The organism is Streptomyces sp. NPDC127190, from assembly GCF_042672505.1.
Lineage (GTDB): Bacteria > Actinomycetota > Actinomycetes > Streptomycetales > Streptomycetaceae > Streptomyces.
This window is the reverse complement of the sequence record NZ_JBHXVE010000012.1, coordinates 214,394-236,060: the sequence shown is the minus strand read 5'-3', so window position 1 is coordinate 236,060 and position 21,667 is coordinate 214,394. Positions and strand designations below refer to the sequence as shown.

At 72.6% G+C, this 21,667-nt stretch carries 18 protein-coding genes and 1 pseudogene; 5 read left to right on the top strand and 14 right to left on the bottom strand.

Annotation, left to right across the window (positions count from 1 at the left end; translation table 11 throughout):
* Positions 1-138: 138 nt before the first annotated feature.
* Together ACFVIU_RS20570 and ACFVIU_RS20565 are read right to left on the bottom strand one after the other, a co-directional pair.
* Complete coding sequence (locus ACFVIU_RS20570; protein ID WP_385844105.1) at positions 139-1,203, bottom strand: methyltransferase; 1,065 nt, start codon at positions 1,201-1,203, stop codon at positions 139-141.
* Between the two features lie 43 nt (positions 1,204-1,246).
* Positions 1,247-2,326, bottom strand: coding sequence for a nitrous oxide reductase family maturation protein NosD (locus ACFVIU_RS20565; RefSeq protein ID WP_385844104.1), 1,080 nt, complete (start codon positions 2,324-2,326; stop codon positions 1,247-1,249).
* Positions 2,327-2,493: 167 nt separating this feature from the next.
* Between ACFVIU_RS20565 and ACFVIU_RS20560 the strand changes: the two genes are divergently transcribed.
* Positions 2,494-3,621, top strand: a complete 1,128-nt coding sequence (locus tag ACFVIU_RS20560; protein WP_385844103.1) for a ferritin-like protein — start codon at positions 2,494-2,496, stop codon at positions 3,619-3,621.
* Positions 3,622-3,624: 3 nt separating this feature from the next.
* On the opposite strand, the gene ACFVIU_RS20555 is transcribed toward ACFVIU_RS20560, so the two are convergent.
* From ACFVIU_RS20555 to lipB, 4 genes are all read right to left on the bottom strand, one after another.
* Positions 3,625-4,326, bottom strand: a complete 702-nt coding sequence (locus ACFVIU_RS20555) for a DUF4191 domain-containing protein (protein WP_385844102.1) — start codon at positions 4,324-4,326, stop codon at positions 3,625-3,627.
* Positions 4,327-4,397: 71 nt separating this feature from the next.
* Positions 4,398-4,595: a hypothetical protein gene (locus ACFVIU_RS20550; protein ID WP_385844101.1), complete on the bottom strand. Its 198-nt coding sequence runs from the start codon at positions 4,593-4,595 to the stop codon at positions 4,398-4,400.
* A 236-nt stretch (positions 4,596-4,831) separates the two neighbouring features.
* Positions 4,832-5,797, bottom strand: a complete 966-nt coding sequence (gene lipA, locus ACFVIU_RS20545; protein ID WP_385844100.1) for a lipoyl synthase — start codon at positions 5,795-5,797, stop codon at positions 4,832-4,834.
* A gap of 87 nt (positions 5,798-5,884) precedes the next feature.
* Positions 5,885-6,682 carry a lipoyl(octanoyl) transferase LipB gene (gene lipB, locus ACFVIU_RS20540; protein ID WP_385844099.1) on the bottom strand — a complete coding sequence of 266 codons (798 nt, stop codon included), beginning with the start codon at positions 6,680-6,682 and terminating at the stop codon, positions 5,885-5,887.
* A 237-nt stretch (positions 6,683-6,919) separates the two neighbouring features.
* On the opposite strand from lipB, the gene ACFVIU_RS20535 reads away from it, so the two are divergent.
* Complete coding sequence (locus ACFVIU_RS20535; RefSeq protein ID WP_385844098.1) at positions 6,920-8,377, top strand: regulator; 1,458 nt, start codon at positions 6,920-6,922, stop codon at positions 8,375-8,377.
* A gap of 16 nt (positions 8,378-8,393) precedes the next feature.
* Here the strand turns inward: ACFVIU_RS20535 and ACFVIU_RS20530 are convergent, their stop codons facing one another.
* A complete protein-coding gene (locus ACFVIU_RS20530; RefSeq protein ID WP_385844097.1) occupies positions 8,394-9,755 on the bottom strand; it encodes an NAD(P)/FAD-dependent oxidoreductase in 1,362 nt (453 codons plus the stop codon).
* Between the two features lie 265 nt (positions 9,756-10,020).
* Here ACFVIU_RS20530 and ACFVIU_RS20525 point away from each other — a divergent pair, with 265 nt between their 5' ends.
* Positions 10,021-10,509 carry a GNAT family N-acetyltransferase gene (locus ACFVIU_RS20525; protein ID WP_385844096.1) on the top strand — a complete coding sequence of 163 codons (489 nt, stop codon included), beginning with the start codon at positions 10,021-10,023 and terminating at the stop codon, positions 10,507-10,509.
* A 31-nt stretch (positions 10,510-10,540) separates the two neighbouring features.
* Here ACFVIU_RS20525 and ACFVIU_RS20520 read toward each other — a convergent pair whose 3' ends face one another.
* Positions 10,541-11,731, bottom strand: coding sequence for a MarP family serine protease (locus tag ACFVIU_RS20520; protein WP_385844095.1), 1,191 nt, complete (start codon positions 11,729-11,731; stop codon positions 10,541-10,543).
* 57 nt (positions 11,732-11,788) lie between these two features.
* Here ACFVIU_RS20520 and ACFVIU_RS20515 point away from each other — a divergent pair.
* A pseudogene (locus ACFVIU_RS20515) lies at positions 11,789-12,643 on the top strand (peptidoglycan recognition protein); the annotation flags it as partial.
* Between the two features lie 446 nt (positions 12,644-13,089).
* Positions 13,090-13,317, top strand: coding sequence for a DUF397 domain-containing protein (locus tag ACFVIU_RS20510; RefSeq protein ID WP_385844094.1), 228 nt, complete (start codon positions 13,090-13,092; stop codon positions 13,315-13,317).
* A gap of 362 nt (positions 13,318-13,679) precedes the next feature.
* Here the strand turns inward: ACFVIU_RS20510 and ACFVIU_RS20505 are convergent, their stop codons facing one another.
* The 6 genes from ACFVIU_RS20505 to sucB form a co-directional block, all read right to left on the bottom strand.
* The gene (locus ACFVIU_RS20505; RefSeq protein WP_385844092.1) at positions 13,680-14,258 is read right to left on the bottom strand and encodes a hypothetical protein; all 579 of its coding nucleotides are present in this window, start codon (positions 14,256-14,258) and stop codon (positions 13,680-13,682) included.
* A gap of 49 nt (positions 14,259-14,307) precedes the next feature.
* Entirely contained in the window at positions 14,308-15,162 is an 855-nt protein-coding gene (locus ACFVIU_RS20500; protein ID WP_385844091.1) for a helix-turn-helix domain-containing protein, read from the bottom strand.
* A gap of 304 nt (positions 15,163-15,466) precedes the next feature.
* Positions 15,467-15,985 (bottom strand): DUF4240 domain-containing protein, encoded by a 519-nt coding sequence (locus ACFVIU_RS20495; RefSeq protein WP_385844110.1) that lies wholly within the window; start codon positions 15,983-15,985, stop codon positions 15,467-15,469.
* 115 nt (positions 15,986-16,100) lie between these two features.
* On the bottom strand, positions 16,101-18,803 hold the full coding sequence (gene aceE / locus ACFVIU_RS20490; protein ID WP_385844089.1) for a pyruvate dehydrogenase (acetyl-transferring), homodimeric type: 2,703 nt from the start codon (positions 18,801-18,803) through the stop codon (positions 16,101-16,103).
* 250 nt (positions 18,804-19,053) lie between these two features.
* Positions 19,054-19,677: a GntR family transcriptional regulator gene (locus ACFVIU_RS20485; RefSeq protein ID WP_385844088.1), complete on the bottom strand. Its 624-nt coding sequence runs from the start codon at positions 19,675-19,677 to the stop codon at positions 19,054-19,056.
* A gap of 182 nt (positions 19,678-19,859) precedes the next feature.
* The gene (gene sucB, locus ACFVIU_RS20480; RefSeq protein ID WP_385844087.1) at positions 19,860-21,662 is read right to left on the bottom strand and encodes a 2-oxoglutarate dehydrogenase, E2 component, dihydrolipoamide succinyltransferase; all 1,803 of its coding nucleotides are present in this window, start codon (positions 21,660-21,662) and stop codon (positions 19,860-19,862) included.
* Positions 21,663-21,667 lie beyond the last annotated feature (5 nt).

Genomic DNA, 21,667 nt, shown 5'->3' with positions numbered 1-21,667 from the left:
GCCCCCCACCGACGCCCTGGGCGCGGCGTTACACCCTGGGGGCGCGCCCCGCGCTTGGGGCACCCCCCCCCCCGCCCCGGGGGCGGGGCCCCGCGTCGTACGCGGACCCGGCACCGGTGGCGTTCCGGGGGAGCCGGCTCACCCCGAGACCGTGCAGTCGAACGCGTGCAGATACGGGTTGACCGGCCGGATGTCCCCGACGGTCAGCCCCCCGGCCGTCAGCCGCTCCACCATGCTGGCGGTGGTGTGCTTGGCCCCGCCCACGTTCAGCAGCAGCAGCAGGTCCATGGCGGTGCTGAACCGCATCGACGGGGTGTCGTCCACCAGGTTCTCGATCACCACGACCCGGGTGCCCGGACCGCCCCGCTCCACCACGTTGGCCAGCAGCCGCGCGGTGGACCCGTCGTCCCACTCCAGGATGTTCTTGATGATGTAGACGTCGGCCTCGACCGGCACGGACACCCGGACGTCACCGGGCACGATCTCCGCCCGGTCCGCGAGGTCCCCGCCCGGGCGCAGCCGCGGTAGGGCGTTCTCCACCACCCGGGGCAGGTCCAGCAGATAGCCCCGCATCGCCGGGTACTTGTCGAGCAGGCTCGCCACCACGTGCCCCTGGCCGCCGCCGAGGTCCGCGACCGACGTGGCGCCCGACAGGTCCAGCAGGGCGGCGACATCGCGGGCCGACTGCTCGCTGGAGGTGGTCATCGCCCGGTTGAAGACGTCCGCGGACTCGGGGGCGTCCTCGTTCAGATAGACGAAGAACTCCTTGCCGTACAGGCCCTCCACGACGTTCCGGCCGGAGCGCACCGCCTCGTCCAGCTTCGGCCAGGCGTCCCAGGTCCACGGCTCGGTGCACCACAGGGCGATGTCCCGCAGGCTGTGCGGGTCGTCCGTGCGCAGCAGCCGGGACATCTCGGTGTGCGCGAACGTCCCGTCGGGCCGCTCGGCGAAGACGCCGTAGCAGGACAGGGCGCGCAGCAGCCGGCGCAGCGGCTTGGGCTCGGTGTGCACCGCGGCCGCCAGGCCCTCCACGGTCATGGGGGCGTCCCCGAGGGCGTCCGGGACGCCCAGCCGGGCGGCCGCCCGGACGGCGGCGGCGCACGCCGCGCCGAACACCAGCTCCCGCAGCCGCATCGACGGCGGCGGGGCGGAAGCGGCCTCCTGCACCGCGGGGGCCTGGAACTCGCGGGATGGTGCGGTCATGCGCCGCCCTCCTTCCTTGGGTGGGGGTGGTACGGCCGTGCCCTCAGCACAGACCGGCGGGCTTCGAGGTCCGGCAGGAGTTGCTCTGGAAGGTGTTGCCGCTCTTGGTGGCTTCCTGGTTGACGAGGTCCGCGGGGCCGTTCTCCGACAGCGTGTTGCCGCTGATCCGGTTCCGCTCGCTGGTCACGCCCACGAAGCTCTTGAACAGCACGATGCCGCCCGACAGCGGGGACTTGCCGGAGTTGCCGGTGATCAGGTTCCGGGTCACCTCGGTGTCCTCGGCGCCGGTCAGGACGATGCCGGAGCCCTGGAGGAAGGCCAGCCGGGCGGTCTTCTCGCAGTACTTGTTGTTCTTCTCGATCCGGTTGTCGCTGACGGTCAGCGCGCCCGCCTTCGGCTTGTTCTCGTCGCCGACGACGAACACGCCCGCGCAGTTGCCGGTGACGGAGTTGTCCGCGACGGTGAGGTTGCGCAGCCGGCGCACGGTGACGCCGATCCGGTTGCCCTCCAGCAGGTTCCGCTCGATCACCGTGCCCCGGGTGTCGGTGGCGCCCGCCTCGTCCTTCACGGTGTTGGCGAGGAACAGGCCGGCGTCGCCGTTGTCGCGGGCGATGTCGTCCCGGTAGACGCTGCGGGTGGAGCGCTCCTCGGCGATGCCCCACTGGCCGTTCTTCTCGGAGGTCACCCCGCGCACGGTCAGATGGTCCGCGCCCACGGCCATGACACCGATCCGGGAGAACCCGCGGACGGTCAGGTGGGCGACGGTGACGTCCTGGACCGGCTGGTTCTTGGCCCCGACGACACAGATGCCGTTGCCCTGCTCCGCACAGGACTTCTCCGCCATGCGGGAGGCCGTGGTCTTCTGCGCGGCGGGCTGGAGCACGGTGCGCGAGCCCATGCCGCGCAGTGTCAGGCCGGGCGTGGTCAGCTTCACGCTCTCGCGGTAGGTGCCGGCGAGCACGAGCACCGTGTCGCCGGGCTGGGCGGCGTTCACCGCTTTCTGGATCGACTCACCCGGACGCACCACCAGGGTGCGATGGGCGGCGGAGGCGGGGGCGGCGGCCAGGAGCGCGCTGCACAGCGCGGTGGCGCACGAAACGTATGCGATATGGCGTTTTGTCACATTCCGAAGGCTAGGAGTGGATGAGCCGATAACCGGCCGGATGCTCCGTTCGGCGGCGTGTCCGGGGGAGTACGGCCCCACCGGCGCCCTGATGCCCCGGCAACGGCGGCACCGGCTGCTAGCTTCGCGAGCTGTCGGAGGGTCCCAGGCCACGAGCGGAGGCAGCGGTGACGGGTACGACGGACGACGCGGACGGGCCGGAGATCGCCCCGTTCGGACGTAGGAGCTTCCTGGCGACGGCCGCGCTGGCCGCCGCGGCGCCGGTCACGGCGGCCGCCCCGGCCGAGGCCGTGGAACCGCCGGCGGACGACCCGTTCCCCGGCCCGGTGGCGCGGCTGCTGGCCGTTCCCGGCGGCGGCCGCGGGGTCGGCTGGCTGCGGGCGGCGCTCCAGGTCGCCGCGGAGATCGAACTCTCCACGATCCCGCCCTACCTGTGCGCGTGGTGGTCCGTCACGGACCGCGGCTGCGAGGCCGCGCGGCTGATCCAGCGGATCGTCGGCGACGAGATGTACCACCTGGGCGTGGTCTGCAACCTGCTCGCGGCGGTCGGCGGCCGCCCCCGCCTCAGGCGCGCGGCACCCGTCTACCCCGGTCCGCTGCCCGGCGGCGTACGCGCCGGGGTGAACGTCTACCTGTCGGGGCTGACCCGGTCCTTCGTGCACGACGTGATGATGGCGATCGAGGCCCCCGACGAGCCGCTCGCCCGGAAGAGGGAACTCTCGCCGGGCATCGGCGACTTCTACGGCGGTCTGCTGGAGGCGTTCCACCGCACCGCGCCGGAGCTGTCGGCCGAGGGTCAGCTGTCCAGCCGGATCGGCGCCGACGAGCTGAAGCCGGTGGCGAACCTGGACGACGTGGAACAGGCCATCGAGATCATCAAGGAGCAGGGCGAGGGCACCGCCGGCTCACCGGCCGACGCCTACCAGGACGACCACCCGGCCCACTACTACGCCTTCGCCGAGATCTACCACGGCCGCCAGCTGCGCCGTACCGAGCACGGCTGGCACTTCACCGGCGCCCCCGTGCCGTTTCCGGAGGCCCGCCCGATGGCCCGGGTCCCGGCCGGCGGCTGGCCCGACCCGCCGGAGCAGGTGCAACGCCTCCTGGACCGGTTCGACGGCACCTACACCGATGTGCTCGCGGCCCTGGAGGACGCCTGGTCCGGCGGCGGCTCCCGCAGCCTGGGCGCGGCGATCCGCTCGATGCGCGCGATGGAGGCCCCGGCCGTGGAGCTGATGGAGATCCCCCTCCACCACAGGCCGGGCACCTACGGCCCCCAGTTCAGGTGCTCCTAGGGGCTAGCGCCCCCGCTGCCCGCCCTTGGGCATCCGCATCCCCTTGGGCATGGGCCCCTTGGGCAGCGGCATGTTGCTCATCAGGTCACCCATGGCCCGCAGCCGGTCGTTCGTGGCCGTCACCTGGGGACCGGCCAGCACCCGGGGCAGCTTCAGCATGGTGGTCCGCAGCTTCTTCAGCTCGACCTGTCCCTCGCCGTTGCCCACGATGATGTCGTGCACCGGCACATCGGCGACGATGCGGTTCATCTTCTTCTTCTCGGCGGCCAGCAGGCTCTTCACCCGGTTGGGGTTGCCCTCGGCGACCAGCACGATGCCGGCTTTGCCGACCGCCCGGTGCACCACGTCCTGGCTGCGGTTCATCGCGACCGCCGGAGTCGTCGTCCAGCCCCGGCCGATGTTGTCCAGCACGGCCGCGGCGGCGCCCGGCTGGCCCTCCATCTGACCGAAGGCGGCCCGCTCGGCACGGCGGCCGAACACGATCGCCGTCGCCAGCACCGCGACCAGCAGGCCGAAGATGCCCAGGTAGACCGGGTGACCGATCAAGAAGCCGATCGCGAGGAAGACACCGAGGGTGCCGATGCCGACGGCCGCGAGTACAAGACCGATCTTGGTGTCGGCCTTGCGGGTCATCTTGTACGTGAGAGCGATCTGCTTCAGTCGCCCTGCGTTCGCGGCGTCCGCCGCGGGTTCCTTCCTCGCCATGCCACGAAGTCTACGTGGCGCCGGGAGCGCCGACGACGGCAGTGCCCGGCGGCGCCCTGCGACGGCGGACGTCAGGGCAGGGTGGCGGCCCGGTCCAGGACCCGCTGGGCCTCGACCCGGTCCTTGGCCCGGCGGCGGTCCTCCAGCACGGAGGTCCAGGCGTTGCGGCGTGCGGTGCGCTGGCCGCCGCTCATCAGCAGCGACTCCACGGCCCGCAGGGCGTCGGTGAAGGACGGGATGGCGGTGGCGCGTACGGGCGCGGCCTGCATGATCGGGGTCCCCCCTCAGTAGGTTCTACGGGGTGTGATGCCATGCTCACTGATCGGTGTTACCAGTGCATGTCCGACCGGTCAAACACCCATGAAGACCTGATGCGCGGACCGGAAACGCGGACGCGGCCCCGGAACGCGCCCTCATCAGCGAGGACGCGCGGGACCGCGTCGAGTCGGCCACAACGGGCCGGTCGTGCCGTATGCGTGAATTCACACGCGCTGTCGGTGGTGGGTCAGACCGCCTGGGCGGCGACGTACGTGCCGCGCTTCTCCACGGCCATCTGGTACAGCCGCCCGGCCCGGTAGGAGGACCGGACCAGCGGGCCGGACATCACCCCGGAGAAGCCGATCTGCTCGGCCTCCTCCTTCAGCTCCACGAACTCCTCCGGCTTCACCCAGCGCTCCACCGGGTGGTGCCGCACGGAGGGCCGCAGGTACTGGGTGATGGTGACCAGCTCGCAGCCGGCGTCGTGCAGCTGCTTGAGCGCCTCGCTGATCTCTTCGCGGGTCTCGCCCATGCCGAGGATCAGGTTGGACTTGGTGACCAGGCCGAAGTCGCGGGCCTCGGTGATGACCTTCAGGGAACGCTCGTAACGGAAGCCGGGGCGGATCCGCTTGAAGATCCGCGGGACCGTCTCGACGTTGTGCGCGAAGACCTCGGGGCGGGAGGCGAAGACCTCGGCCAGCTGCTCCGGGACGGCGTTGAAGTCGGGGGCCAGCAGCTCGACCTTGGTCCGGCCGCCCTCGCGCTCCGCCGTCTGCTGGTGGATCTGGCGCACGGTCTCCGCGTACAGCCAGGCGCCGCCGTCCTCCAGGTCGTCGCGGGCGACGCCGGTGATGGTGGCGTAGTTCAGGTCCATGGTGACCACGGACTCACCCACGCGGCGCGGCTCGTCGCGGTCCAGCGCCTCGGGCTTGCCGGTGTCGATCTGGCAGAAGTCGCAGCGTCGGGTGCACTGGTCGCCGCCGATGAGGAAGGTCGCCTCGCGGTCCTCCCAGCACTCGTAGATGTTCGGGCAGCCGGCTTCCTGGCAGACCGTGTGCAGGCCCTCGCTCTTCACGAGGTTCTGCATCTTCGTGTACTCGGGGCCCATTTTCGCCCGGGTCTTGATCCACTCGGGCTTGCGCTCGATGGGGGTCTGGCTGTTGCGGACCTCCAGGCGCAGCATCTTGCGTCCGTCGGGTGAGACTGCGGACACGTCGGCTCCCTAGCGATTGATTCTTCGGCGTTCCCAAGGGTACGCCCGTGGATTTGGTGGCCCCGAGTCGGTTCCGGCCTGGGCCGGTCAGGCGGACGCCTGCTCGATCACCCGCGGCTTCAGGTCCGCGTTGCCCAGGACGTCCTGGAGGTGCTTCTCGACGACCGGCAGCACCTCCTCGATGGTGACCTCGCGGCCGAGTTCGTGGGAGAGGGAGGTGACGCCCGCGTCACGGATGCCGCAGGGGATGATCTTGTCGAAGTTCGCCGTGTCCGGGTTCACGTTCAGGGCGAAGCCGTGCATCGTGACGCCCTTGGCGACCCGGATGCCCATGGAGCAGATCTTGCGGTCCTCGTGCCGGCGGCCCGCGCGCGAGGGCGCGTACTCGGGGCCGACCAGGCGGTGGTCGAACTCGTCGTCGTCGGCGCGCGGCGCGAAGTCGAGCGTCAGGCCTCCGAGCGCGGGGCGCTGCTCGATCGGGTCGCCGAGGACCCAGACCCCGGCGCGGCCCTCGACCCGGGAGGTCTCGATGCCGAACTCGGCGCACACCCGGATCATCGCCTCTTCCAGGCGGCGCAGGTGCGCGACCACGTCCACCGGGCGCGGCAGCTTCTGGATCGGGTAGCCGACCAGCTGGCCCGGGCCGTGCCAGGTGATCTTGCCGCCGCGGTCCACGTCGATGACCGGGGTGCCGTCCAGCGGGCGCTCGCTGTCCTCGGTGCGGCGGCCCGCCGTGTAGACCGGGGGGTGCTCCAGGAGGATCACGGTGTCGGGCACCTCGTCGGCGAACCGCGCCGCGTGCACCCGGCGCTGCTCGTCCCAGGCCACCTGGTAGTCCACGAGGTCCGCACCGAACCCCATGCGGACGAACCGCAACTCACTCACGGCAAGCGCCTCCCTCGGCGACGGTTGTCAGGCATGTTCTGCGCTCACGCCACTGTACGTCCGTCCGGAGTACGTCAGCCGGGAGGGCGTTCCTCACACGATCGGATGAATGGGGGGCGAATTATGCGACTGCCTGTTCACTTACCGCTACATTCGCGCCGTTCGTGAGGCCATAAGGGCTGCTCAGAGGCAAACCGGGCACTTCAGATGACCGGAAGGCAGGAGACCGCACCGCAGATGACGGACCGACCCGCGCAGCGCACCCCCAACCGCCAGCTCGCCGCGCTCATCGCAGAAGCTGGGTTCTCCAACGCGGGTCTGGCCCGTCGCGTCGACCAGCTGGGTCTGGAACACGGGCTGGATCTCAGATACGACAAGACCTCGGTCACCCGCTGGCTGCGCGGGCAGCAGCCGCGGGGCACCACCCCGGCCCTGATCGCCGAGGTGTTCACCCGCCGGCTCGGGCGCCGGCTCACCGCCCAGGACCTCGGCCTGGACGCCTGTGCGCCGGTCTACGCCGGGCTGGAGTTCGCCGCCTCCCCGGAGGAGGCCGTCGACATCGTCAGCGGGCTGTGGCGCAAGGACTCCGGCAGCCATGCCGAACTGCGCAAGATCGCCTTCACCCCGGCCGGGCTCGTGGTGCCCAGCCGGGACTGGCTGATCGGCAAGCCCGACGACAAGGTGGCCCGGGAGCCGGTGCCCCGGGTGCCCCCGCAGGGCCGCCCGGGGGTGGTGCGGCCGCAGCCGCTCGCACCGCCGCGGACGCGCGGGCACGCCGAACGCGCCCCCGGGCACAAGGTCACCGGCGGCGACATCGCCGCGCTGCGCTCGGTCGGCGAGCTGTTCCGCACCCTCGACGACCGGTTCGGCGGCGGCCACGCCCGCCAGGCCCTGGTGCGCTATCTGGAGCACGAGTGCGAGCCGATGCTCCGCGGCACCTACGACGAGCAGACCGGCCGCCGGCTGTTCGGCGCCGCCGCCGATCTGACCCGGCTCGCGGGCTGGACGTCGTACGACATCGCCGCGCACGGGCTCGCCCAGCGGTACTTCGTGCAGGCCCTGCGGCTGGCCCAGGCCGCCGGCGACCGGTCGTACGGCTCCTTCGTGCTGGTCACCATGAGCCGCCAGGCGGTCTACCTCGGGCACGGCCGGGAGGCCGTCCAGCTCGCCCGGGTCGCCCAGCAGGGCGTCGGCACCGGCGCCCCGCCGGTCGTGCAGGCGCTGCTGCACTCGGCGGAGGCGCGGGCGCACGCGGTGCTGGGCGAGGTGCGGGCGTGCACGGCCGCGCTGGTGCGGGCCGAGCGCGCGCTGGAGACGGCCCGGCCCGGGGACGACGTGCCGTACTGGGCCAGGTTCTTCGACGAGGCCCAGCTCGCCGACGAGTTCGGGCACTGCCACCGCGATCTGCAGCAGTTCCGGGCCGCCGCCCAGCACGCCGAACGCTCCCTCCAGCTGCGGGCCCCCTCCTTCGCCCGCAGCCGCCTCTTCTGCCGGGTCGTCCTCGCCACCGCCCGCCTCGGCCTCGGCGAGCTCGACCAGGCGTGCGCGCTGGCGGCGGAGGCGGCGGGGCAGGCGGCGGAGATGCGGAGCGCTCGCGCCGTGGAGTACGTACGGGACTTCGAGCGCCGCCTTGAGCCGTACAAGGACGCGGCACCCGTGCGGGGCTACCGGGAGAGGGTGGCGGCGCTCGGATAGGCCACCCCCTCCCCGGCTACGCCGCCTTCGGCAGCACGGGGGCCGGGTCCGCGCTGTGCATCGAGCCCGCCGCGCCCAGGTCCGTCAGGATCGCTGCCGCGGCGCGGTGGGCGGAGTGCAGGGCGCCCTGGACCGTGCTGGTGTCGCGGTGGTCGCCGCACACGTACAGGCCGGCCAGCAGCCGTACCGGGCGGCGCGGATCGTGCGGCGGGCGCATCGCCGGGACCGCCTCCGGGGTGTGGTGCACGGCCAGCGTCTCCCAGCGGCGCGTGGAGGTGCCGTAGAGCCGGGCGAGGTGCATCCGTACGGCCGTCTCCACGCCCTCGGGCGGCGGGCCGAGGACGGTCGAGGAGATCAGCACCCGGCCGGCCGGCGCCCGGCTCGGGTCCACCGTGCTCAGCACCGCCGTGTGCGCCACCGGCCCGCCCCGGTCCGCGTCCAGCAGCAGCGAGGTGCCGACGGAGAACGCCGGCCCGGGGTCGTCGGTGGTGTGGTGGACCACCGTGACCGCGTGGAACTCCGGCACCCGCAGCCCCGGCAGCAGCTCCGCCGCGGCCCGCGCGTCGGTCGCGAGCAGCACCGCCCGGCAGCGGATCTCGCCGTGCTCCGCGGTCGTCACCGCGGTCGTGGAGACCGAGGTGACCCGCACCCCGGTGTGCACCGTGCCCGGCGGCAGGGCCCCGGCCAGCAGCTCCGGCAGCATCTCCGCACCGCCCTCCGGCACCGCCAGCCGGCCGCTCGCGAAGGCGCGCAGCGCCAGATCGGCGCACCTGCTGGAGGTGCTCAGCTCCGGGTCGCACAGCAGCGCGGCGAGCAGCGGCCGCAGAAAGCCCTCGATGGTGCGCGCCGGCACCCCGCGCGTGGCCAGGGCCTGCGCGGCGGGCATCTCGGGGCGGGCCAGGAGGCGCTCGACGGGGGTCGCGGCGATCCGGCCCAGCGCGGCGCCGAGCCGCGCCTGGTCGACCGCGCTCACCGGGGCGCCGGCCCGGCCGGGCGCGGCCGCCGTGCCCCGGGGGGCGCTGGCGAAGGCGCGCACCACATGGAGTGCGCCCCTTGCGCTCCCCGTGCTCGCCGGCGCGCCCGCGCGGTGCCGGCGGCCGTCGCGGTGCAGCAGGACGCCCGGCGCGAAGCGGCGCAGGGTGAGGGCGTCGAGGCCGGGGGTGAGGCGGAGTTCGGGGTAGGACGTGGACAGCAGCTGTCCCATGCGGTCCAGCCGGAAGCCGTCGACCTTCTCGGTCGACATACGGCCGCCGACGTACGGGGCGGCCTCCAGGACCGCGGTGGTGACTCCTGCACTGGTCAGCCGGTGAGCCGCCGAGAGTCCGGCGATTCCGGCTCCGACGATGACGACGTCCACCTGGTACGCGGGCTCAAGCACGAGGCCCCTCCTGTGGTTGCGCGGCCGGTGGAGACGTCATGCCCCCAACAGGCTCCGGGGATACCCGAGTTCGGGTCGAGGTTAGGGTGCCGACCGGTCAACGGCAGTCGCGCATCGACAGGGCACGGTCGCATAGAGGTCGCATGTGGTCACGCCGGTTCTCCGCTGCCGCGCTGGCCTCGCCAGGTCGCATCCGGTCGACCGCCTTTTTCCGGGCCCGGAAACCCCTTGGGGGCCCCGCGCGGCGCGCCGTAGGGTGAGCGCCATGCCCCGACCCTCCCTCCGGCCCGCCGTGCTCGCCGACGAGGAGCAGCTGGCGCTCCTCGACCGGATCACCTGGTCCCCCCTGCACGCGGTCTCCCCCGAGCCGAAGCCGCCGTACCAGCCCTTCTTCGACGAGCGGCACGACCCGCGCGACCATCTGGTCGCCGAGCTGGAGGGGCGCGTCGCCGGCTACATCCGGCTCGGCCGGCCGACCCCGCTCGCCGTCAACGCGCACGTCCTCCAGATCCAGGGCCTGGCCGTCGCCCCGGAGGCGCGCGGGCTGGGGCTCGCCCGCGCACTCCTGCGGGCCGCCGCCGAGGAAGCGCGCAGGCGCGGCGCACGCCGGCTGACCCTGCGCGTGCTCGGGCACAACACCCCGGCGCGACGGCTCTACGCGTCCGAGGGGTTCGCCGTGGAGGGCGTACTGCCGGAGGAGTTCCTCATAGACGGGACGTACGTGGACGACGTGTTCATGGGCCGCAGCCTGTGAGCCGTGCCGTATGAGCCGTACGGCGTGAGTGCTAGGAGTCGACCAGGGCGCCCGTGTCCACCGGGGCCGTCGCCGTCGCCGCGCGGGCGGCGTCGCCCGCCACCTCGGCCGCCGTCAGCGCGTACCCCGTCTCGGCGTCCGAGGTGGAGCGCGCGAAGACCACCCCGAAGACCTTGCCGCCGGTGGTGAGCAGCGGGCCGCCGGAGTTGCCCGGCCGGACCGTCGAGCGGACCTGGTAGATCTCCCGGGTGACCACGCGGTCGTTGTAGATGTTCTGGCCGTTCGCCCGCAGCCGGCCCGCCACCGTCGCCGCCTGGAGGTTCAGCCCGCCGTCCTGCGGATAGCCGGCCACCACCGCCGAGTCCCCGCGCCCCGCGCCGCCGTCGAAGCGCAGCACCGGGGCGCGCAGCCGGGGCACGTACAGCACCGCCACGTCCCGGTCGGGGTCGAAGAGCACCACCCGGGCCGGATACGAGGGCCCCACCCCGCCGATCCGCACGCTCGGCCGGTCGATGCCCGCCACCACGTGCGCGTTGGTCATCACATGCCGCGCCGCGTACACGAAACCGCTGCCCTCCCGGCCCTCGTTGCCCGCGGCGCCCTCGATCTTCACCGTGCTCGCCTTGGCGGCGTTCGCCGCGGCCGGGGTGACGCTGTCCCCGGTGGGCCGGGGCACCTGGGCCGTCGACTCGTTCTCGAACGGGTTGAAGACCTGCGGGAAGCCCGCCTCCGTCAGCGCGGAGGTGGCCCGGGAGAACCACGCGGGGGTGGTGTCCGGCATCGTCCGCTGCACCGCGCCGAGCAGCGTCGAGTTCCGGATCTGCGTCGTCAGGGTCTGCGAGGGGGCCGCGGCCAGCACGCTCGCCGCCACCCAGGCCACGATCAGCACCGCCGCCGAGTTGGCCGCCGCGCCCCCGACGCCGTCCGCCACCCGCAGCGCCCCCGGTCCCCGGTCCAGCTCCCCGCGCAGCCGCAGCGCCAGCCGGCCCGCCAGCTCGTGCCCCAGCACCGCCGGCCCCAGCACCGTCAGCACCGCGACCACCGTCGCCTGCGGCGTCCCCCGCGCCACCAGGCCGGTCACCCAGGGCAGCAGCCACACGCCGACGGCCGCGCCGCCGACGAACCCGGCCAGCGAGACACAGCCGGCCACCAGTCCGCGCCGGTAACCGGAGGCCGCGTAGAGCAGGACCACCAGCACGAGCAGCAGATCGAGCAGGTCCACGGAGCCGCCTTTCTCTGTCCCTGTGCCTGTATCACCAAAACGTCCTGTACAGGGACGATGGTTCCACCAGGTGGCACAGCGCACATCGCGGGCGCGGCGCTCCGGCCCGAGAGTGGGACCATGCGTGTCCCGAGAAGATCGCCGCGAGCCGGCCGGATACCCGGTGCCGTCCTGGTGCTGCTGGGCTGTCTGCCCGGAGTGCTCGCCGTGCTGGCACTGGTGCTGTGCGCGCGCGGCGCCGACCGCCCCGTCGCCGTCCGCCTGGACCCGCCCGCCGCGGGCCGGCCGCAGAACCTGCGGCGGGTCGCCCGGCCGGCCATCGTGCCCCGCTCCGTCTGGCTGACCGGCCCCACCGCGGCGCACCGACAGCCGCCGCCGCGCTACGACGACCAGGTGATCGCCGTCTTCGTGCACCACACCGACTCGCCGAACGGCTACCGCTGCGCCGACGCGCCCCGCATCATCCGGCATCTCTACGCCGGCCAGACCGGAGCCCGGCGCTGGGACGACATCGGCTACAACTTCCTCGTCGACCGCTGCGGCACCATCTACGAAGGGCGCGCCGGCGGCGTCGACCGGCCCGTCACCGGCGCCCACACCCAGGGCTTCAACCACCGCACCGCCGGCATCGCCGCCCTCGGCACCTTCACCGCCGGGGTCCCCGTGCCCCGGGCCATGACCGAGGCGATCGCCGCCCTCGCCGCCTGGAAGCTGGGCCCGGCCGGGGTCGACCCGCGCGAGCACGTCCGGCTCGTCTCCAGCAACGGCGGCAGCCGCTATCCGGCCGGCACCGTCGCCACCCTGCCCGCCCTGGCCGGTCACGACGCCGGCTATATGACCAGCTGTCCCGGCGCCGCCCTGACCGCCCGCCTGCCCGAGATCAGGGAGCGCGCCGCCCGGCTCCAGGGCCGCCCGCCCGCACCCGTGCCGCCCGCCACCACGCCGTCCACCGGCCCGCCACAGGCCGCGCGCAGCCCGCTGCCCACTGTGCACCCCACCGTCGTGCCGCACAGCAGCCGACCGGCGGGTCAACACCCGGCCCAGGCTGCCCACTTGGGGGCACGCAACCGTGAAGTCCCTTACGGCACAAGGAAATAGGGCCTGATTGCAACTTGGCGCAGCGGGTTCGGAGAGCCTACCCTTTCAGGGTAAAAGTGGGGCAGGAGTGTGTGACCGGCGGTCGGGTCGTGCCGCGCACCGGCCACTCCCGCCGTCCTCCTGCGGGCGTCCACGCGCGTGCGATACGGTGCGTGCGGACCGTCGCACGTGGGAAACACGGGGGGTTTCCGGCACGGGGGTGTCCAGCGCGGGGCCTCGCCCGATCGGTCTTCCGACCGCGGGGTGAGAGGTAGTCAGGGGTGAGCGAGGGTGGTCTGCTCGGGCTCGACTGGCACCGAAGCAGTGCGTGCGACCCGTATGAATGCGTGGAGGTCGCGGTGACGGACGGGGGAGTCCGAGTGCGTGAATCCCATCGTCCGCGTACCCATGTCGTCGCCTTCGGGGGGCCGGCCTGGCAGGCATTTCTGGCCGCGTTATGCGGTACAACCACTGAAGAGCCCCAATGGACCGGAATGGAACCCGTATGAGGGGTGACTTCCGGCCAGGGGACGGGGTGGACACGAGGGACGGGGGGTGGCTGTGATTCGATTGGGCCCAGCAGTGAGAGGGCATCCGCATCACCGCCAGAGTCCAATTCAGCTGTCTGGGGGCGAGATGGGGGAATCCGCTGAGACGCGGCTTGCCGTCGGTGACGCCGAACGGCAGCGCGGCAGACCCCTGTTACCGCTGATCGTCCTGCTCGTCCTCGGCTTCGTGCTCGCGGGCAGCACCGGGACACTGGCGGGCGTCCTCCTCTCCCTGCCGGTGACACCGGAACTGCGGCCCTGGGTGTGGGGGGTGGTGGGCACGGTCACGGCGGCCGCCACCGGAGTCCTGCTGGACCGGGGGGCTACGGCTGCCGTACGTCGCTTTCCGCAGCTGGCGGGTCGGGCTGCGGAGGTACGGCGGTTCCGGGCGCCGGACTAGGCGCGGTGCCGCCGGACGGTTCCTGGGCACGGCCCGCGCGCCGGGCGCGTATTCGGCGGTAGCCGACGGTGAGCGCGCCGACGCCGCCGAGCCATAGCCAGCTCGCCCGGACGGCGTGCAGGGCCGGACCGGAGACCGGGGCGAGCAGATGGCTCAGCGCGTGGATGTCGGCCGGCATGTTCCGCCATGCCAGCACCGCGCCGATGACCACGAGCACCGCGAGAAACCTGAACAGGGCGCGGGTCGAGCCGAGGATCGAGTGCAGCAGGAACAGCGCCAGGTCGTTCAGGGTCGGCGGCCGGTCCGGGAGCACGTCCCGGGGCGAGGCCAGCTCGAAGGAGGCCGGCGCCGGGGCCGGCTCCGCAGCCGGGGCCGGAGGGTCCGACGGGCCGGCGGAGCCGCCCTGGCCCTCCGGTGAAGCGGGTTCCGGCACAGCGGTGCCGGGGCGGGAGGCGCCGTCGCCTGTCCACCACCGCCGTATCCAGGTGAGCACACCCGCCACGGGCCCTCTCCGATCTCTGCCCGACTGTCTCCAGTCCGGTGGGAACCTGCTAGGACGGGTACTGGGCCAGCACCTCGTCGATGAACGCGATCGCCTCGGCGCCGCACAGAGCCTGCTCGCGGGATTCCTCGAACCTCGCCAGGTACTCCGCGACCGCCTGCTGGTCGTCCCGCGTCGTCAGCGCGCCGTTCGGGCCCTCCACGAACAGGACGTCGTCGTCGTTGCGGAAGACCAGCGCGATCGACCCCTGGCGCAGCACCGGGTGCGCCCCCCGGGTGAAGGGCACCACGCCCAGGTCCACATGGGCCGCGGCGGCGTCCGCCGTCAGCCGGGCCAGCTGCTCGCGCATCGTGTCCGCACCGCCGACCCAGCGGCGCAGCGCCGCCTCGTCCACCAGGAACCGCAGCCGTGGCCCCATCGCCTCGCGCAGCAGCCGCCGCTGCCGCTCGGCCCGCAGCCGGACGATCGCGTCGATCCGCTGGGGCGGCAGCTCGCTGTGGGCCAGCAGGGCGCGCGTGTAGCCCTCGGTCTGGAGCAGGCCGGGGACGAGGGTCGGGTCGTAGGCGGAGAGTTCGTCCGCCGCGCTCTCCAGGCCGAGGTACGCCTTGAACGGCGGGCTCACCACATCCCGGAACGCGTGCCACCACGGCGGCCGCCGGCTCTCCCGGGTGGCCTGCTCCAGGTCGCGGCGGATCGTGTCGTCCGTGACGCCGTACAGATCGAGGAGCGCGCGCAGGTCCGTCACGGAGACCCCCACCGAGCCGCCCTCGATCCGGATGACCTTGGAGGGCGACCACGCGAGGCGTTCGGCCACCTCGGGCTGGCTGATGTGCGCGTCATTGCGGAAGCTGCGCAGCGCCAGACGCACCCTGCGCTTTTCCAGAGCCGGATCTTTCGATGTCATCTCCTCGCGGTCCCGATTCTTTGTCGAGGGTGACTTCGAGCCGCCACCTGGCAGTCGGGCTGGTGGCAGACTGCCAGGTGGCAACCTGCTTCCGGGCCGCCTGCTACCTGGCTGCCCTGCGGATTGCGCTCAGCCTACCTCCGGCGCACGCCGAACCCGGAACACACCCGCTGCGCATACTTTCTGATGGTGTGTCCAGTGGGGCGAGAGATGCCGAGGAAACGGTTGAAGCCCCAGCTCAGGGGGGCTGGAGGGCACTCGACGGGCCCCGATGGAACGTTTTCGGTCGAATTCCGCGAGGGAATCAGCCCTTGAAACGACCCCAAAGTTTGGGATAAAGGTCTGCGAGGACCGCCTCGTTCTCGAAGTCGATCGGGGTGCCCTCGGGCTCCGCCGGTGCCGGGGCGATCCCCAGCTCCGGGGCCACGGTGCCGGTGAGCTGCTCGTACGCCTCGTCCGCCGCGTACCCCAGCTCCTCGCCGTCCCCGTCGACCTCCTCGTCGAAGTCCTCCAGCAGCTCGGCCAGCTCGTCCGGTGCGTGCAGCGCCCCCTCGAACACTTCTCGCCCCTGGCCGATGAGCCAGCACCGGAAGAAGTCGAACGCGTCGTCGCTGCACCCGTCCAGCAGCACCCAGGCGGCGCCCCACAGATCCCAGCGGTAGGCGCGGTTGTACCGGGCCTCGAAGTGCCGGGCGAAGTCCAGGACCTGATCGGGATCCCGCTGGAGCAGCCGCTCCACGAGCAGGTCGGCCTGCTCCTCGGGGTCGCCCTCGGCGGCCGCACGGCTGCTGTCGACCAGCTCCCAGAACTCCGTCTCGTCCATCACGGCACCAGCATCCAGCCTCGGCCGCCCAGCCGCACGCGGAAAAAGCACAGCGGCGGGCAGCGGGGCGTGTGCCCTGCTGCCCGCCGCGGCGGTACCCGGTGTGTGCCGGGGCCTACAGACCGTACTTCTCGCGCGCTTCCTTCACGGCCGTCGCCTTGACCTCGCCGCGCCGGGCGAGCTGGGCCAGGGCCGCGGCGACGATCGACTCCGCGTCGACGCCGAAGTGGCGGCGGGCGGCCTCACGGGTGTCGGAGAGGCCGAAGCCGTCCGCACCGAGCGAGGAGTAGTCCTGCTCCACCCACTGCGCGATCTGGTCGGGCACCTGGCGCATGTAGTCGGACACGGCCAGCACCGGACCCTCGGCGCCCTGGAGGGCCTGCCGGATGTACGGGACGCGCTCCTCGCCGCGCAGCAGCGCCGCGTCCGCCTCCAGCGCGTCCCGGCGCAGCTCGCCCCAGGAGGTCGCGGACCACACGTCGGCGGCCACACCCCACTCCTCGGCCAGCAGCTGCTGCGCCTTGAGGGCCCAGTGGATCGCCGTACCGGAACCCAGCAGCTGGATGCGCGGCGCGTTGGCCGGCACGGTCACGCCCGCCGACTCCGCCGTGTTGAAGCGGTACAGACCCTTGACGATGCCCTCGTCGATGCCGAGGCCCTGCGGCTTCGCGGGCTGCGGCAGCGGCTCGTTGTAGACCGTCAGGTAGTAGAAGACGTTCTGGTCCTCGCCCGGCTTGGCCTCGCCGTACATCCGGCGCAGACCCTCACGGACGATCACCGCGATCTCGTAGGCGAACGCGGGGTCGTAGGAGAGCGCGGCCGGGTTGGTGGCGGCGATGACCGGGGAGTGGCCGTCGGCGTGCTGGAGGCCCTCACCGGTCAGGGTGGTACGGCCCGCCGTGGCACCGATGAGGAAGCCGCGGCCGAGCTGGTCGCCGAGCTGCCACATCTGGTCGGCGGTGCGCTGCCAGCCGAACATCGAGTAGAAGATGTAGAACGGGATCATCGCCTCGCCGTGCGTCGCGTACGACGTCGAAGCGGCGATGAAGTCGGCCATCGAACCGGCCTCGGTGATCCCCTCGTTGAGGATCTGGCCGTTCGTGGCCTCCTTGTAGTACATCAGCTGGTCCCGGTCGACCGGCTCGTACGTCTGGCCCTTCGGGGAGTAGATGCCGAGGGACGGGAAGAGCGACTCCATGCCGAAGGTGCGCGCCTCGTCGGGGACGATCGGCACCCAGCGCCTGCCCGTCTCCTTGTCGCGGACCAGGTCCTTGATCAGGCGGACGAAGGCCATGGTGGTGGCCACGTTCTGCGAGCCGGAGCCCTTGTCGAAGGAGGCGAAGGCCTTCTCCGCCGGGGCCGGCAGCGGGGCCAGCGCGTGCGTCCGGCGGGCCGGGGCGGGACCGCCCAGGGCCGCGCGGCGCTCCTGGAGGTAGCGGACCTCGGGGGAGTCGGCACCCGGGTGGCCGTAGGGCACCACGCCGTCCACGAAGTCGCTGTCCTTGATCGGCAGCTCGAGCAGGTCGCGCATCGCCTTGAACTCGTCCACCGTCAGCTTCTTCATCTGGTGGTTGGCGTTCTTCGACGCGAAGCCCTCGCCCAGGGTGTGGCCCTTGACCGTCTGGGCCAGGATCACCGTCGGCGCGCCCTTGTGCTCGACGGCGGCCTTGTACGCGGCGTACACCTTGCGGGCCTCGTGACCACCGCGCGAGAGGTGGAAGCACTCGAGGATCTTGTCGTCGCTCAGCAGCTTCGCCATCTCCACCAGCGCCGGGTCGGCACCGAAGAAGCCCTGGCGGATGTAGGCCGCGTCACGGGTCTGGTACGTCTGGATCTGCGCGTCCGGTACCTGGCGCAGCCGGCGTACCAGCGCGCCCGTGGTGTCCAGCGCGAACAGCTCGTCCCAGGCGGAGCCCCACAGCGTCTTGACGACGTTCCAGCCGGCGCCGCGGAACTGGGCCTCCAGCTCCTGCACGATCTTGAAGTTGGCGCGGACCGGGCCGTCCAGGCGCTGGAGGTTGCAGTTGATGACGAAGGTGAGGTTGTCCAGCTCCTCACGGGCGGCGAGCGCGAGGGCCGCCGTCGACTCCGGCTCGTCCATCTCGCCGTCGCCGAGGAACGCCCACACGTGCGAGGACGAGACGTCCTTGATGCCGCGGTTGGTGAGGTAGCGGTTGAAGCGCGCCTGGTAGATGGCGGAGAGCGGGCCGAGGCCCATCGACACCGTCGGGAACTCCCACAGCCAGGGCAGCCGGCGCGGGTGCGGGTAGGACGGCAGGCCGTTGCCGCCGGCCTCCTGGCGGAAGTTGTCCAGGTGGGCCTCGGTCAGCCGGCCGTCCAGGAAGGCGCGGGCGTAGATGCCGGGGGAGGCGTGGCCCTGGATGTACAGCTGGTCGCCGGAGCCGTCGCCCTCCTTGCCCTTGAAGAAGTGGTTGAAGCCGGTCTCGTACAGCCAGGCGGCCGAGGCGAAGGTGGCGATGTGGCCGCCGACGCCGTACTTGCTGCCCCGGGTCACCATCGCGGCCGCGTTCCAGCGGTTCCAGGCGGTGATCCGGGCCTCCATCTCCGGGTCACCGGGCTGGGCCGGCTCCGCGGAGGTGGGGATGGTGTTGACGTAGTCCGTCTCCAGCAGCTTCGGCAGCGCGATGCCGCCCGCCTCGGCGCGCTCCAGCGTGCGGCGCATCAGGTACGCGGCGCGGTGCGGCCCGGCCTCCCTGGCGACGGCGTCGAGGGAGGCCTGCCATTCGGCGGTCTCCTCCGGGTCGCGGTCCGGGAGCTGGTCGAGCGCGCTCGGCTGGATGGCGTTGGGGTCGGTCATGTCGCCGCCTTCCTCAGTCGAAGGGGGTTCCCTCACAGGCAAGGGTTCGGGGGTGCCCTAGGTCTTTGGCAGGACAGGGCAGCGGACTTCGGTGGAAGTCCGTCGGCGACTGTAACTCCCTGATCGATGATCGATCAAAGGGTTGAGCCGGAAAACCTCTCGATTTGGAGAAAGTCGGCACCCGGTGCCTTCGGTACTGGCACCGGGTGACGCGAAAATGCCTTGTTTTCGCAGGTGAGCGACGGTGTGCTCAGGCTCGCGGGGCGCAGCCGAGGACGTGCGCCTTCACCAGTTCGGCGATCCGCGGGTCGCGCCTGCGGAAGGCCTGCACCAGCTCCTCGTGCTCCTCCGCGTACGACTGCTGCACCGTGCCCAGCCAGCGGATGGACAGCGCCGTGAACACCTCGATGCCGAGCCCCTCCCACGTGTGCAGCAGCACCGAGTTGTCCGCCGCGCGGACCAGCTCGCGGTGGAAGCCGACGGTGTGCCGGACCTGGGCCGTGCCGTCGGCGTTGCGGTCGGCCTCGTACAGGGCCGCGACATGCGGCTCCAGGGCCGAGCAGTCCTCGGCGAGGCGGTCGGCCGCCAGCTCCGCGGCGATGGCCTCCAGGCCGGCCCGGACCGGGTAGCTCTCCTCCAGATCGGCCGCCGTCAGGTTCCGGACGCGGACGCCCTTGTTCGGCGCGGACTCGATCAGGCGCAGCGACTCCAGCTCGCGCAGGGCCTCGCGCACCGGGGTCTGGCTGACCTCCAGCTCGGTGGCGATCCGGCGCTCCACGATCCGCTCACCCGGCTGCCAGCGCCCGCTGACGATCCCTTCCACGATGTGCTCGCGGATCTGTTCGCGCAGCGAGTGGACGACGGGCGCGGTCATGAGGGCTCCTTCGGGAGGGCTGACGATTAGACAATACGGCGCGTTCGCTCCGCGGGTAGGAGGGGTGGGGCCGCTTTCGCGCAGGTGAGACGAGCCTTACACGCACCGTGTGCCGGCAAACACGAAACGCCCCGCCCGGAGAAGCTCCGGACGGGGCGTCGTACAGGCACAGGGCCCGGGGACTACAGACCGAGTTCGACCTCGAACTCGCCCGCCTCCAGGATGGCCTTGACCGCCGTCAGGTAGCGGGCCGCGTCGGCGCCGTCGACCAGACGGTGGTCGTAGGAGAGGGTCAGGTAGGTCATGTCGCGGACACCGATGACCGTGCCCTCCTCGGTCTCGATGACCGCCGGGCGCTTGACCGTGGCACCGATGCCGAGGATCGCGACCTGGCCCGGCGGCACGATGATCGTGTCGAACAGCGCGCCGCGCGAACCGGTGTTGGAGATGGTGAAGGTCGCGCCGGACAGCTCGTCCGGGGTGATCTTGTTGGCGCGGACCTTGCCGGCCAGCTCCGCCGTGGCCTTGGCGATGCCCGCGATGTTGAGGTCGCCGGCGTGCTTGATGACCGGGGTCATCAGGCCCTTCTCGGAGTCCACCGCGATACCGACGTGCTCGGTGTCGAAGTAGGTGATCGTGCCCTCGGCCTCGTTGATCTTGGCGTTGATGACCGGGTGGGCCTTCAGCGCCTGCGCGGCGGCCTTGACGAAGAACGGCATCGGGGAGAGCTTGACGCCCTCACGGGCCGCGAAGGAGTCCTTCGCCTTGGCGCGCAGCTTCATCAGGCGCGTGACGTCGACCTCGACGACCGAGGACAGCTGCGCCTGCTCGTGCAGCGCCTTGACCATGTTGTCGCCGATGACCTTGCGGATGCGCGGCATCTTGACGGTCTGGCCACGGAGCGGGGAGGCCTCCAGGGTGGGGGCCTTCTTGGCGGCGGCCGGGGCGGCAGCGGCGGGAGCCGGAGCAGCGGCGGCGGCCTTCGCGGCCTCGGCGGCGGCGAGGACGTCCTGCTTGCGGATACGGCCGCCGACGCCGGTGCCCTTGACGGCGCCCAGGTCGACGCCGTTCTCGGCGGCGAGCTTGCGCACCAGCGGGGTCACGTACGCGCCCTCGTCGGTCGCCTGGGCGGCCGGAGCGGGGGCGGCGGGCGCCGGGGTGACCGGAGCCGGCGCGGGCGCCGGAGCCGGGGCCGGGGCCGGGGCGGCGGGCTGGACCGGCGCCGGAGCGGCGGCGGCCGGAGCCGGAGCCGGGGCGGCGGGCGCGGGAGCCTGGGCGGCCGGAGCCGGAGCGGCGGCCGGGGCAGCAGCGGCCGGAGCCGGGGCGGCCGGGGCCGGAGCGGCGGCCGGGGCGGCACCCGCGGCACCGATGACGGCGAGCTTGGCGCCGACCTCGGCGGTCTCGTCCTCGCCGACCACGATCTCCAGCAGCACGCCGGAGGCGGGCGCCGGGATCTCGGTGTCGACCTTGTCCGTGGAGACCTCGAGCAGCGGCTCGTCGGCCTCGACGGAGTCGCCGACCTGCTTCAGCCAGCGGGTGACGGTGCCCTCGGTGACGGACTCACCGAGCGCGGGCAGGACCACGTCCGTGCCCTGGGCGCCACCGGCCGGGGCGGCCGGAGCGGCCGGGGCCTCGGGGGCCGGAGCGGCGGCGGGGGCCTCGGCCACCGGGGCGGCCGGAGCCTCGGCCGGAGCCGGAGCCGGAGCGGCCTCGGCGGCGGGGGCCGGGGCGGCGGCGGGGGCACCGGTGCCGTCGTCGATGATCGCCAGCTCGGCGCCCACCTCGACCGTCTCGTCCTCGGCGACCTTGATGGAGGCCAGGATGCCGGCGGCCGGGGCCGGGATCTCGGTGTCGACCTTGTCGGTCGAGACCTCGAGCAGCGGCTCGTCGGCCTCGACGCGCTCGCCCTCGGCCTTCAGCCAGCGGGTGACAGTGCCCTCGGTGACGCTCTCGCCGAGCGCCGGAAGGGTTACGGAAACCGCCATGGTTT

Bases quoted from the DNA above. Each gene is read 5' to 3' on its own strand.
- ACFVIU_RS20555 (WP_385844102.1), bottom strand. From the start codon at position 4,326: ATGGCGAGGAAGGAACCCGCGGCGGACGCCGCGAACGCAGGGCGACTG.
- ACFVIU_RS20550 (WP_385844101.1), bottom strand. From the start codon at position 4,595: ATGCAGGCCGCGCCCGTACGCGCCACCGCCATCCCGTCCTTCACCGAC.
- ACFVIU_RS20525 (WP_385844096.1), top strand. From the start codon at position 10,021: ATGCCCCGACCCTCCCTCCGGCCCGCCGTGCTCGCCGACGAGGAGCAG.
- ACFVIU_RS20570 (WP_385844105.1), bottom strand. From the start codon at position 1,203: ATGACCGCACCATCCCGCGAGTTCCAGGCCCCCGCGGTGCAGGAGGCC.
- sucB (WP_385844087.1), bottom strand. From the start codon at position 21,662: ATGGCGGTTTCCGTAACCCTTCCGGCGCTCGGCGAGAGCGTCACCGAG.
- ACFVIU_RS20485 (WP_385844088.1), bottom strand. From the start codon at position 19,677: ATGACCGCGCCCGTCGTCCACTCGCTGCGCGAACAGATCCGCGAGCAC.
- ACFVIU_RS20500 (WP_385844091.1), bottom strand. From the start codon at position 15,162: ATGACATCGAAAGATCCGGCTCTGGAAAAGCGCAGGGTGCGTCTGGCG.
- aceE (WP_385844089.1), bottom strand. From the start codon at position 18,803: ATGACCGACCCCAACGCCATCCAGCCGAGCGCGCTCGACCAGCTCCCG.
- ACFVIU_RS20495 (WP_385844110.1), bottom strand. From the start codon at position 15,985: ATGGACGAGACGGAGTTCTGGGAGCTGGTCGACAGCAGCCGTGCGGCC.
- ACFVIU_RS20535 (WP_385844098.1), top strand. From the start codon at position 6,920: ATGACGGACCGACCCGCGCAGCGCACCCCCAACCGCCAGCTCGCCGCG.